This is a genomic window from Mycobacterium liflandii (assembly GCF_022354805.1).
GTDB lineage: Bacteria > Actinomycetota > Actinomycetes > Mycobacteriales > Mycobacteriaceae > Mycobacterium > Mycobacterium marinum.
This window is the reverse complement of sequence record NZ_CP023138.1, coordinates 629,039-641,010: the sequence shown is the minus strand read 5'-3', so window position 1 is coordinate 641,010 and position 11,972 is coordinate 629,039. Positions and strand designations below refer to the sequence as shown.

Sequence of the window (11,972 nt, the reverse complement as noted above, 5' to 3'; positions counted from 1 at the left end):
ATGTCCACGTCCGGACGAGATCGCCTGCTCTCGGCGGCACTGAAGCTCTTTGCCGCCCAGGGCTACGCGGCGACGTCGGTCGCCGACATCCAGCGCTGCTCGGGCCTCGCGCCGGGATCTGGCGCGTTGTACAAGCACTTCGGCTCCAAACACGAGCTGCTCGAGGCCGCGGTTGAGCACCGCATCGACAGCATCGTGGCAGCGCGCGAGCAGTACGACGCCGGCGAGCCGGGCGGTGTGGAGCAGGCGGTGCGAACCTCCGGACACCTCATCTGGACCAACCTGAAACAGAGCGAGGATTTGCTCAAGGTGATGCTGCGCGAGCCCGGTGCACTCGGTGACCTCGACGAGAAAACCTGGCAGATCATCACCGACAACGCCTACCAGCGATTCGCCGACGAACTGGCGGCGTCCAACCGGTCGGGCCGCACCCGAATACCCGATCCCGAAGCGGCGGCCAGTGTCGCCATCGCCTCGCTGTCCTACGCCGCGACGCTGCAGGCACTGACCGGTCGCTCGCCCGGAAACATCGATGACAGCCGCTACTTCGAGGCGTGGGTCAATCAGACCGTCAGCATGCTCTCTCAATACACCAACCCCGCGCCCTCCAGAAAACCCTGGGCCGACAACAAATTCCAGGAGTAAGACTGTGACCTTCTCACTAGAACTCAGCGACGACGTGATCGAAGTACGCGACTGGGTGCACAAGTTTTCGGCCGAGGTTATCCGCCCGGCCGCCGCAGAATGGGATGAACGTGAAGAGACTCCCTGGCCGGTAATCCAGGAGGCCGCGAAGGTGGGGCTCTACTCGCCCGACTTCTTCGCCCAGCAGTCCGTCGAGCCGTCCGGGGTGGGCATTCTCGCCGCGTTCGAGGAGATGTTCTGGGGCGATGCCGGTATCGCGATTTCCATCATGGGCACCGGGCTGGCCGCCGCGGCCCTGGCCGCCAACGGAACTCCCGAACAGCTGGGCCGCTGGCTGCCGGAGATGTTTGGCACCCCCGGCGATCCCAAGCTCGGAGCGTTCTGTTCCTCAGGACCCGACGCAGGCTCCGACGTCGGCGCCATCCGCACCCGTGCGCACTTCGACGAGGCGGCCGGGGAGTGGGTTCTCAACGGAACCAAGACCTGGGCGACCAATGGCGGCATCGCCAACGTGCACATCGTGGTGGTATCGGTACACCCCGAACTGGGCACCCGCGGGCAGGCCACGTTCGTGATCCCGCCCGGCACCAAGGGCCTGACCCAAGGGCAGAAGTTCAAGAAGCACGGCATCCGCGCTTCCCACACCGCTGAGGTGGTGCTCGACAACGTGCGTCTGCCCGAGGACGCGATCCTCGGCGGGCGAGAGAAGTTCGAGGCGCGCATCGCTCGGGTCAAGTCCGGCGCCTCTGCGCGCGGGCAGGCCGCGATGAAGACCTTTGAGCGCACCCGGCCCACCGTAGGGGCAATGGCGGTCGGCGTGGCCCGAGCGGCCTATGAGTACGCCCTGGAATACGCCTGCCAACGCGAACAATTCGGGCGCAAGATCGGCGAGTTCCAGGCGGTGGCGTTCAAACTAGCCGACATGAAAGCGCGCATCGATGCGGCGCGTCTGTTGGTGTGGCGAGCCGGATGGATGGCCCGCAACAATCACAACTTCGATTCGGCGGAGGGATCGATGGCCAAGCTGGTGGCAAGTGAGACCGCCGTTTACGTCACCGACGAGGCCATTCAGATCCTCGGGGGCAACGGCTACACCCGCGACTACCCCGTTGAGCGGATGCACCGCGATGCGAAGATCTTCACCATCTTCGAGGGCACCAGCGAGATCCAGCGCCTGGTGATATCGCGAGCGCTGACCGGGCTGCCCATCCGATGAGCATTCGGTGCGGTAGCGCCGACGGCCGTTGATGATCCGGTAGACGTTCGCAGCCGAAATTTCCGCCGATGAAAGCTGTGGTCGCAAGCTACGGAAGCCGCGGCGACGTTGAGCCGTGCGCCGCCGCCGCGCGTGAGCTGCTGCGACGTGGCCATGAGGTGCGGGTGGCGGCCCCACCCAACCTGGTCGGCTTCCTCGAGTCGGCCGGGCTGACCACGGTCGCCTATGGCCCCGATTCACACCAGCAGATGGGCCCCGCCCCGAACCTGGTTGGCGACTTAGCGGCCACGGCCCAGCACCCAATCACCATGGTGCCCAAACTCATTGAACACCTAACCCGGGTGAACGCGGCCAAGAGTGAGACGCTGACCGCGCTGGCGGACGGTGCCGACCTGCTTGTGGTCGGCTTCAACGAGCAGGCGGTGGCCGCCAATGTCGCCGAGTACTTCGGCATTCCGCTGGCCGGGCTGCACTTCTTCCCTGCGCCGGCATTGCCGGCGGGCATGCTCTCGACGCTGGCAACGAAAGCCGCCGACGACGCCCAACGCCAGGCCCTGGGACTGCCGCCGGCATCGGAATCCGTCCCGCAACGGGTCGCGGAACAGGGATCGCTCGAAATCCAGGCCTATGACCAGATCGTCCTGCCCGGACCACCGGGCCGGTGGGTGCAAGCCGATGGCCGACACCCATTCGTCGGCGCGCTGACGTTGCAGTCACCCACCGATGACGATGACGCGATCCTCGCCTGGATTGCCGAAGGAGCCCCACCGATCTACTTCGGCTTTGGCAGCACCCCGTTGACCTCGCCGGCGGAGCAGTTCGCCATGATCAGTGCCGCGTGTGCTCAGCTGGGTGAGCGGGCGCTGATCTGCGCCGGGCCGAACGACTTTGGCCAGATGCCGCATTCCCACCAGGTCATGGTCGCACCGGCGGTCAACCACGCGGCGGTCTTTCCGGCCTGTCGCGCGATAGTTCATCATGGGGGCGCCGGAACCACCGCAGCCGGCCTGCGCGCCGGCATCCCCATGCTGATTCGCTGGCTATGGCTCGATCAGCCGATCTGGGCCGCTGGCATCGAAGAGCTTGGAGTCGGTGTCGGACAGCCCTTTTCGGCAGCCACTTCGGAGTCGCTGGCCGCCGGCCTGGGTAGCATCCTGGCCGCGCAGTACATCGCCCGTGCCCGCACGGTGGCGGACCAGATGACCCCACCCGCCCACAGCATGGCCATGGCGGCCGACCTGCTCGAGCACACCGCTCACGTCGACCGGCGCAGCTGAGGCGGCTAGTGCGCTAGCGTCACGGCAGTGCAAGCAGAACCCGGCGATGACCCGTTGCTGCCCACCTCGTCGAGCACGCCGGATGCGCCGGCCCTTCGGCCAACCGCGGCGCCCGCACATCGCTGGGGGCTGGGCGCCTTCGTCCTGGTAGAGCTGGTCTACCTACTCAGCTCCACGTTGTTGGCGCTCGTCGTGGCGAGCGCGGGTCCCCGGTCCGCCGCGCTCATTTCACTGGCGGTGGCCGCTCCCACGGTCATCGCGGCGGGGCTGGCCGTATTCATCACGATGCGGCGTGGCAATGGTCCCCGCACCGACCTACGCATGGGCGGGACGTGGCGCGACGTGCGCTTGGGACTCGTTTTCGGTCTCGGCGGGCTGGTGGTCAGTGTGCCCGCGTCCATGCTCTACGCCTCGATCACCGGTCCCGACGCGAATTCAGCCCTATACAAGGTGTTTGGTGACGTCCGGGCCTCGTGGCCGTGGGCGGTGGCCGTGTTCATCGTCGTCGTGTTCGTTGGGCCGCTGTGTGAAGAGATCCTCTACCGCGGGCTGCTCTGGGGAGCGCTGGAGCGGCGTTGGGGGCAGTGGGTCGCGCTGGTGGTCTCCACCGCGGTGTTCGCACTGGCCCACTTCGAGTTCACCCGAGCACCGCTATTGCTGGTGATCGCCGTCCCGATCGCGCTGGCCCGGTTGTACTCCGGCGGCCTGTGGGCAAGCATCGTCGCGCACCAAGTGACCAACTCATTGCCCGGCTTGGTACTGATGCTGATATTGACCGGCACCATGCCCGCATCCTGAGCGCGTCCGGCCCATCAGCGGTTAGCGGGGCGGCCAATGCCAGGACGGCTGATCGAGCATGCCCTGACCCACGATCCGGGTTTCACCGAGTTCTTTGGTCAGGCGGATGGTGTGCACCTCCGCGGCCTGCTGCAGACCCGCCACCAGGGGCTCGGAATGGGTAACGACGATTATCTGGCTGCGTTGGGCGGCCGTGGCGATCAGCGACGCCAACGCCGGCAGCAGCTCGGGGTGCAAGCTGGTCTCGGGCTCGTTGAGCACCAGCAACTGCGGCGGCCGAGGGGACAGCAAGGCTGCGCTCCACAGCAGATATCGCAGTGTTCCGTCGGAGAGCTCCGCGGAACCCAATGGCCGCAGCATTCCGGGCTGTTTCAGCGCCAGTTCAAAGCGGCCGTTGTCGCTGGCGACGTCTATCCGACTGCCCTCAAATGCTCGATCGATGGCTTCATCGAGCGCCGCCTCGTCGCCAATCTCGCGAATCGTTTCCAGCGCGGCGGCCAGGTCGGCCCCATCGTGTCCGAGCACCGTGGTGCGGGTGCCGATCCGGGCCTGCCGGGCGGGTGCGTCGGCATCGGTGCGCAGGTGATCATAAAAGCGCCAGTTCCGGATGCGCTCACGCATCTCGATGAGTTCCGGGGCCCGCACCGGATCTGCCAACTCACTGAGCATCGAATCGAAGGGCCGCAGCGCGTCGGTGATCAGGTGCCAGTTGTCGTCACCGTCGCGCAGCCGCGCGACCGGGCCACCCCGTTCGGCAATCGCCGTGGCGCTGCGCCACACCGGCCCGACCCAGAGCGCCTCCACTTTGACTTCGGGATCGAGTTTGAACTTGCTGATCGACGCCTGCGGCAGACCAAGATCCATCGCATAGCCGAAATCGGATCCGGCGAAGCCGAGTTTCAAACTAACCGAATCGGTGCGAACCGTCCCCTGGACCTGGTGGCGCCCCTGACGCACCGATTTGCCGATCACCGCCGGCCCGGCCCACATGGTCGAACTCAACCCGCCTTCGCGGGCCAACGCGGCCACCGCCCCGTTGCGGGCCGAGTCGGCCATCAGGCGCAACGCGCGATAGAGATTGGATTTGCCGCTTCCGTTGGCACCGGTGACCACATTGAGCTGGTGTAGCGGGACCACCAGCTGGCGCAGCGACCGGTAGTTCTCCACCGCGACAGTCACCAGCACCTGGCCACGCTAATCCAAAACCGGCACGGCGCGCCCGAGCACCCCCGGGCGTACCCCATCGCGGCCGCTCAAGCCCAGAAAGTGACCAATGGCCCTATTGCTGGTGCACTAACTATTAGGGCACGATGTAGATATGGCCGCACCAACGACGCCGCAGGCCGATCCACTTGCCCTCGAACAGCAGGTGTGTTTCGCGCTCGCGATCACCAATCGGGCCGTCCTGGCCGTCTATCGCCCGCTACTGGAACCGCTTGGCCTGACCCACCCACAGTATCTGGTGATGCTGGCCTTGTGGGATAACCAGAGAACATCATCGGGACAGGGTTCTGCGCTGGCGGTCAAGCAGATCGCCGCGACCCTGCAGCTGGATTCGGCCACGCTGTCGCCGATGCTCAAGCGCCTCGAAGCACTCGGCCTGGTCACGCGGACCCGAAACGCGACCGACGAACGCTCCACCGACGTCAAGCTCACCAGGTTCGGTATCGCACTACGCGAACGGGCGGCTGAGGTACCCGCTGCCGTAATCGCGCGCCTGGGCGTCGACCCGACCGAACTCGAGCAACTCCACCGTGTGCTCACCCGTATCAATGTGGCGGCCTTGGCGGCCGACGCACCGCAGTCCTAACAGTTCGAAATTGTCCCTATAGGAGTCCTGATGGCCGCCGGCAAACCGAATTTCTGGCAGTACATTGCCTACTCGTATGGGAAGTGCCTACCCGATTCGATGCGCAGCTGGGTTGCCAACGACCTAGCCGGCAAGGGAGCCATCCGCCGGCACATGATCAGGTGGGCGCTTCCCCCGATTCTGATCCTCGCCCCGTTGTGGCTGTTGCCGGCCTCGCTGTATGTGCATTCCGAGATGACGGTGCCGCTCTACATCTGGTCGCTGTTGATCTCGCTGGCCCTGAACAAGGTCTGGCGCCGGCACCGACTGGCCCAGCACGGTCTGGATCCCAACCTGGTTGACGTGCTCAAACAGAAGAAGCAGGCGCGGATGCACGAGGACTACGCTCGCCGCTACGGCCCGCGGCCCGAAGAGGCGCACTGGCAGTCCAACAGCAGCCCGTTCTAACCGCCTCGAGCGCGGCCGTCGCCGCATCTGTCGCTGATGGCGCGCACTCGCTACGGTCGGGATAGACCGGGGATAGACATGGCGGAGGTGCTCACATGACCAAGCAGATCCCGTTGGTCGACTACCTGGTGCTCGACGACGGCGATCCGCACCTCATGGCCCGGTAATGCACCCACTGCGGCGCCCGCTTCTTCGACCGCCGCAACGCGTGCGCCAACTGCTTTGCCACCGAGTTCACCACCGTGCCGGTGCCAACCGAGGGCACGGTGCGCACGTTCACCATCGTCACTTTCGCCGCACCCGGTATCCCCACCCCGTTCATCGCGTCCGTGGTCGACTGCGACGGCACCCAGGTCCGCGCCAATCTCATCAACATCGACCCCGATCCCGAGCACGTGCACGACGGGATGAAGGTGCGCCTGGCCACCTACGCGATCGGCACCGACGCGCAGGGGACCGAAGCGATCGGCTTCGGCTTCGAGCCCGCTACTTGACCATCCGGCACCGCGGAAAGGGCAACGACGATGAGCGCCAGCGACGAGATTTGGATCCTCGGGATCCGGATGACCAAGTTCGGCAAGCACCCCGACCTCGACACCGTCGACCTGGCGGCCCAGGCCGCGATGAGCGCGCTCGATGACGCCGGCGTGAGCATGGCCGACATCGGCGTACTCGCGGCCGGCAACCTGATGGCCGCCAACGCCGGGATCGGTCAGCAGCTGCAAAAACAGATCGGCCAGACCGGCATCCCGGTGTACAACGTGGCCAACGCCTGCGCCACCGGGGCCACCGCGTTGCGGACCGCCATCATGGCGGTGAAGGCTGGCGAGGTCGACTACGGCATGGCTGTCGGGGTCGAAAAGTTGTCCGGCGCCGGGCTGCTCGGTGGGGGAGGTAAGAAGAAGAGCGACGCCGACGTCTGGACCCCGGCCGGTCGCTACGGCGCGGTCGCGCCGGTGGATGGGCGGATCGGCACCGAGACCATGCCGGGCGTATTCGCTCAGATCGGCACCGAATACGGACACAAGTACGGCGGCACCAGCTTCGAGCTGTTCGCCAAGATCAGCGAGAAAAACCACGCCCATTCGACACTGAACCCGCTGGCCGCCTATCAGAAGAGGTTCACGCTCGAGCAGATCATGAACGACGTCATGATCGCCTACCCCAACACCCGGCCGATGTGCTCGGCCAACTGTGACGGCGCCGCCGCCGCGATCGTGTGCAATGGCGAGACGCTGAAGTCTCTGTCCGCACGGCAGCGTCGACGCGCGGTGAAGGTTTCGGCATCGGTGCTGACCACCGATCCCTACGAGCCGGGCTGCCAGGTCCTGCCAAACGTCAACACGTTGACCCGCAACGCCGCCAAGACCGCCTACGAGCAGGCCGGCGTTGGACCCAGCGATCTCGATCTAGTCGAGCTGCACGATTGCTTCGCCACCGCCGAGTTGGTGCATTACGACAACCTGATGCTGTGCGAACAGGGCGGTGCCGCAGACTTTTTCGAGTCAGGCGCCCCGTGGCGCGACGGCTCCACGCCGGTCAACGTGTCCGGCGGGCTGCAGTCCAAGGGCCATCCCATCGCGGCCACCGGCATCGCCAACGTCTGGGAGATCTGCCATCACCTGCGCGGCGAGGCCGGCGACCGTCAGATCGACAACGCCAAAGTCGGGCTGGCTCACGTGATCGGTTTGGGCTCTGCGTGCGGCGTGCACATCCTGGAAAGGTCGGCGGCCTAACGCCCGCTTCACGGATGCGGCCGGCCTTCATCGAGCAGAGCACGCGCGACCCACTCGACATGGCCAAGCGCTTCCTCCAAGGTCAGCCTGCTGGTCAGCAACCCGGTCAGCGCACCGCTAAGTGCGGCGTTGAGAGCGAAGCTGACATTCGAAATGTCTGCTGGGGCAACACCGTGCAGCAGGCGATTGAACATCTCGACGTTGGTGCGATCCATCTGATCGATCGTCGCTTTCGCGTCCCGATCGGTAGAGGTCATCATCTGAAGCATCAACGCCGTCATCTCGGGATTGCGATGAAAGGCGCGCAACGCGCGGCGCAGGTAGTCCAGGATGCCGGGCAGCGGGTCTTGATCGGGTGAGCCACTGGCGCTCAGAATGCGGCGGGTCAGCCGCATCTGCCAGTCCTGAAGCGCCGCCGCCAACAGGTGCTCCTTGGAACTGAAGTAGCGATAGACGGTGGCCAGGGCCACTCCCGAACGCTGGGCCACGTCACGCATCTGCACCGCGTCGGCGCCGACATCGGCGATCAGATCGATCACCTCTTCGATCACTTTTGCGCGACGAAACAGCTGGCTGGCGGTCATCTCCGCCAGCGGAACGACGTCGGGGTTGGCGCGATCGATCCGCGAGCGGCCCTGCGCCGCCTCGGGCGACAGTGTCAGGCCGGGGACTGATGTACCGATGGCGCGACCTCCGATTCAACCCGACGGCAAGAACGGGCCCCGTTTCCAGAACACCCTTCTTTGTGTTGACCAAATGCTACGGCATACAAACGGCATATCCGGCCTTTTATCCCAGCTTTTGCCCACCACCGTCCTTGACGTGGATAGAACCTGGTTTCACTATTGTGTCAGGCGCGGTGCTAGTGTCGAAAACTCGCGCCTGATCGGAGGACACAATGGCCGGACCTGTCGGTTTGCCGGTGATCGACACCATGATCGGATTCCCGCACGAGGGGTCCGCCCAATATGACTTCATTCGCAAGCAGACCAAGGACCGTGAGTCCAAGGAGAACTTCGAGTTCCCCGTCGAGTACATGTTCAAAGACGTGCCCAAGGGCCTGCCCACCGATGATCCGGTGTCCCTGGTGCTGCAGCAGATGGACCGGTTCAACATCGAGAAGGCCATGATCGGGGTCCGGGAGGACTCCGCGCAGCTGGCACTCAAGACATTCCCCGACCGGTTCATCCCGTCCGGAGCGATCGCCGATCCGAACGATGTGATGGGGTCGGTCGCCGCGATCCGTCGGGAATACGAGCAGTTCGGCATCCGCGCGACCTCAGTGTTTCCGGCCGGCACCTTCCCCCAAGTCCCCATCGATGATCCGAAGATGTATCCCATCTATGCCACCTGCGTCGAACTCGGCATACCCATCTTCGTCTGCGCCGGCATCCCCGGCCCGCGGCTTCCTTTCCGGCCCCAGGAGGTTTCCCGGATCGACATCGTGATGTTCGACTTTCCCGATCTGGTCTTCGTCACCCGCCACGGCTGCGAACCCTGGGAGGAGCTAGCCGTCAAGCTGATGCTGAAGTGGCCCAACCTGTATTACTCCACCTCTGCCTTCGCGCCCAAGTACTACCCGAAGGCCATCATCGACTACGCGAATTCGCGCGGCGCGGACAAGGTTCTCTACGCCGGCTACTTCCCGATGGGGTTGTCACTGGAACGGATATTCAGCGAGCTGCCCAAGGTCGGCCTCAAAGACGAAGTCCGGCCAAAGTTCCTCTACGGCAATGCCGCTCGCATTCTGGGCTTGACGGGCTGACCATCCAGTGGCGCTGGCGATCACGGCCGAACAAGAGCAACTGGCCCAGGCCGTCGCTCAGTTCGCGGCCCGGCATGCGCCGATAGACAAAACCCGGGCCGCATGGGACTCGATCGCGGCCGGCGAATTGCCGCCGTGGTGGGAGGAATTGACCGCGCACGGCTTTCATGCGGTGCATTTGAGCGAGGACGCCGGCGGCCAGGCCGGCACGCTGGCGGACATGGCCTGCGTGCTCGAGGCAGCCGCCGCGGCGTTGCTGCCGGGGCCGTTGTTGAGCACCGCGACGGCAAGCGCGGTCGCGGGGTTGGCGGACACATCCGCGGCAGCACTGATAGCGGAGCTGGCTGGCGGCGCGACCGCGGCCGTCGTGCTGCCCGAACATTGCGACGTGCGCGCCGCCCGGGTCGCGGCCGGTTGGCGCCTTGATGGCTCGTCTCAAACGACGCTGGGAATCTGTGCGGCGCAACGTGTTCTGCTAGCCGCACGCTCCGAAGACGGCGCCCAGCTGTGGTTCGTGCTGGACCCGCGATCGCCGGGTTCGGGCCTTTCAGTCCAGCCGCAGCGCGGCACCGATCTGTGCACCGACGTGGGTGTGCTGACCCTCGCCGACCATGTCGTCGCGGCCGAGTCACTGGTGTCTGGGATCGCGACCGAGCGGGCTCGCTGCCTGGTGGTGGCCCTTGCGGCATGCGCCGCGGCGGGGACGGTACGCCGCGGCGCCGAAGCCGCCGTGGACTATATCCGCACCCGCGAGCAGTTCGGCAAACCCGTTGGGGCCTTTCAGGCCCTGCAGCACAAAGCCGCTGTGCTGCTGGTCAACGCCGAACTGGCCGCGGCAGCGGCCTGGGACGCGGTGCGCGCCGCCGACGAGCCCCTCGAGCAGCACCGCCTGGCCGCTGCGTCGGCCGCCCTGGTGGCGGTGGGTCCGGCCCCCGACCTGACTCTCGATGCCCTGCTGATGTTTGGCGCGATCGGCTACACCTGGGAACACGACATGCACCTGTACTGGCGCCGCGCGATCAGCCTGGCCGCGTCGCTGGGGCCGACAACGCGCTTCAGCCGTGCGGCCGGCGAGCTGGCCCGCACGCTGAGTCGCTCTACCGCAGTCAATTTGGGCAACGTCGAATCCGAGTTCCGGGCCCGAGTAGCGGCCACACTGGACCGGGCACAAGCGCTAGCCAACGAGCACCCCACCGATGACTCCAGGAATCCCGGCCTGGCGCACGGGTCACAACGGGATCTGCTGGCCGAGGCGGGTCTGGCCGCCCCACACCTAGCCAAGCCGTGGGGCCTGGCCGCGACGCCGGTGCAGCAGGTGATCATTGCCGAGGAGTTCAGCAAGCGCCCCGGCGTGACCAAGCCGTCCCTGGGTATCGCGGAGTGGATCTTCCCGACGATTCTCGACCGAGGATCCGACCTGCAACGCGACCGGTTCGGGTGGCCCATCCTGCGCGGAACCCAAAGATGGTGCCAGCTGTTCAGCGAACCGGGAGCCGGTTCAGACCTGGCGTCGCTGCGCACCCGCGCCGTCAAGGTCGACGGGGGATGGCTGGTCAACGGGCACAAGATCTGGACCTCCCACGCCGACCGGGCACAGTTCGGGGCGCTGTTGGCGCGCACCGACCCCGACTCGGCGAAACACCGAGGGATCAGCTACTTCCTCGTCGACATGGCGTCCCCGGGCATCGAGGTCTCACCGATCAAGCAGGCCAGTGGCCGGTTCGACTTCAACGAGGTCTTTTTCACCGATGTGTTCGTTGCCGACGACATGCTGGTCGGAAATCCGGGCGACGGTTGGGATCTGGCGGTGGCAACCATGGCCGTCGAACGCACGGCGATAGGTAATTACGTCAATATCGATCGCACGCAGGTACTTCGACACGTGGCGATGGCCGATGGTCTCGACCAGGACGCGGCGCTGCGGGCAGTCGGAGATGTCGAGTCCCACACCACCGCCATCAAGGCAATGGTGTTGCGCGAGACGCTGCGACAGATCCAGGGACAAGTTGCCGGCCCGACCTCCAGCATCGCCAAGTACGCGATGGTGCTGCTGCTGCGGCGGGTCTGGACCGCAACGCTGGGCCTGGCCGGGCGCGTCGCAATGCTGGAGGACTCGGATCCGGCCGTACTCGGGCCGTACTTCGACATGCCTTCCGAGCTCATCGGCGGGGGTACCGCGGAGATCCAGCTCACCGTCATCGCTTCGATGATCCTCGGCCTTCCCCGCAAATAGCTTCACCTAAACAGAACACTGTTCTTGCCTTTTCCCGGATAAATG

At 65.6% G+C, this 11,972-nt stretch carries 11 protein-coding genes and 1 pseudogene; 10 read left to right on the top strand and 2 right to left on the bottom strand.

Features of this window, described 5'->3' with window-relative positions; genetic code table 11:
• From CKW46_RS03030 to CKW46_RS03015, 4 genes are all read left to right on the top strand, one after another.
• A complete protein-coding gene (locus CKW46_RS03030; protein WP_482053504.1) occupies window positions 1-645 on the top strand; it encodes a TetR/AcrR family transcriptional regulator in 645 nt (214 codons plus the stop codon).
• A gap of 4 nt (window positions 646-649) precedes the next feature.
• The gene (locus CKW46_RS03025) at window positions 650-1,861 is read left to right on the top strand and encodes an acyl-CoA dehydrogenase family protein (protein ID WP_015353982.1); all 1,212 of its coding nucleotides are present in this window, start codon (window positions 650-652) and stop codon (window positions 1,859-1,861) included.
• A gap of 68 nt (window positions 1,862-1,929) precedes the next feature.
• The gene (locus CKW46_RS03020; protein WP_482052794.1) at window positions 1,930-3,138 is read left to right on the top strand and encodes a glycosyltransferase; all 1,209 of its coding nucleotides are present in this window, start codon (window positions 1,930-1,932) and stop codon (window positions 3,136-3,138) included.
• A 54-nt stretch (window positions 3,139-3,192) separates the two neighbouring features.
• Complete coding sequence (locus CKW46_RS03015; protein WP_020727646.1) at window positions 3,193-3,936, top strand: CPBP family intramembrane glutamic endopeptidase; 744 nt, start codon at window positions 3,193-3,195, stop codon at window positions 3,934-3,936.
• 21 nt (window positions 3,937-3,957) lie between these two features.
• Here CKW46_RS03015 and CKW46_RS03010 read toward each other — a convergent pair whose 3' ends face one another.
• Window positions 3,958-5,121, bottom strand: coding sequence for an AAA family ATPase (locus CKW46_RS03010; protein ID WP_041298618.1), 1,164 nt, complete (start codon window positions 5,119-5,121; stop codon window positions 3,958-3,960).
• A 133-nt stretch (window positions 5,122-5,254) separates the two neighbouring features.
• Here CKW46_RS03010 and CKW46_RS03005 point away from each other — a divergent pair, with 133 nt between their 5' ends.
• The 4 genes and pseudogenes from CKW46_RS03005 (at window position 5,255) to CKW46_RS02990 (ending at window position 7,929) form a co-directional block, all read left to right on the top strand.
• On the top strand, window positions 5,255-5,746 hold the full coding sequence (locus tag CKW46_RS03005; protein WP_011742428.1) for a MarR family winged helix-turn-helix transcriptional regulator: 492 nt from the start codon (window positions 5,255-5,257) through the stop codon (window positions 5,744-5,746).
• 30 nt (window positions 5,747-5,776) lie between these two features.
• Window positions 5,777-6,193 (top strand): DUF5313 domain-containing protein, encoded by a 417-nt coding sequence (locus CKW46_RS03000; protein WP_482052793.1) that lies wholly within the window; start codon window positions 5,777-5,779, stop codon window positions 6,191-6,193.
• A 95-nt stretch (window positions 6,194-6,288) separates the two neighbouring features.
• Window positions 6,289-6,687: pseudogene (locus tag CKW46_RS02995) on the top strand (Zn-ribbon domain-containing OB-fold protein).
• Window positions 6,688-6,717: 30 nt separating this feature from the next.
• On the top strand, window positions 6,718-7,929 hold the full coding sequence (locus tag CKW46_RS02990; RefSeq protein ID WP_012392143.1) for a thiolase family protein: 1,212 nt from the start codon (window positions 6,718-6,720) through the stop codon (window positions 7,927-7,929).
• 8 nt (window positions 7,930-7,937) lie between these two features.
• Here the strand turns inward: CKW46_RS02990 and CKW46_RS02985 are convergent, their stop codons facing one another.
• Entirely contained in the window at window positions 7,938-8,513 is a 576-nt protein-coding gene (locus CKW46_RS02985; RefSeq protein ID WP_011742432.1) for a TetR family transcriptional regulator, read from the bottom strand.
• 314 nt (window positions 8,514-8,827) lie between these two features.
• Here CKW46_RS02985 and CKW46_RS02980 point away from each other — a divergent pair, with 314 nt between their 5' ends.
• Window positions 8,828-9,694, top strand: a complete 867-nt coding sequence (locus tag CKW46_RS02980) for an amidohydrolase family protein (RefSeq protein WP_482052792.1) — start codon at window positions 8,828-8,830, stop codon at window positions 9,692-9,694.
• A 7-nt stretch (window positions 9,695-9,701) separates the two neighbouring features.
• Entirely contained in the window at window positions 9,702-11,927 is a 2,226-nt protein-coding gene (locus tag CKW46_RS02975) for an acyl-CoA dehydrogenase family protein (RefSeq protein WP_482052791.1), read from the top strand.
• Window positions 11,928-11,972: the final 45 nt, after the last annotated feature.

Bases quoted from the DNA above. Each gene is read 5' to 3' on its own strand.
- CKW46_RS03030 (WP_482053504.1), top strand. From the start codon at position 1: ATGTCCACGTCCGGACGAGATCGCCTGCTCTCGGCGGCACTGAAGCTC.
- CKW46_RS03020 (WP_482052794.1), top strand. From the start codon at position 1,930: ATGAAAGCTGTGGTCGCAAGCTACGGAAGCCGCGGCGACGTTGAGCCG.
- CKW46_RS03005 (WP_011742428.1), top strand. From the start codon at position 5,255: ATGGCCGCACCAACGACGCCGCAGGCCGATCCACTTGCCCTCGAACAG.
- CKW46_RS03000 (WP_482052793.1), top strand. From the start codon at position 5,777: ATGGCCGCCGGCAAACCGAATTTCTGGCAGTACATTGCCTACTCGTAT.
- CKW46_RS02990 (WP_012392143.1), top strand. From the start codon at position 6,718: ATGAGCGCCAGCGACGAGATTTGGATCCTCGGGATCCGGATGACCAAG.
- CKW46_RS02985 (WP_011742432.1), bottom strand. From the start codon at position 8,513: ATGACCGCCAGCCAGCTGTTTCGTCGCGCAAAAGTGATCGAAGAGGTG.
- CKW46_RS02980 (WP_482052792.1), top strand. From the start codon at position 8,828: ATGGCCGGACCTGTCGGTTTGCCGGTGATCGACACCATGATCGGATTC.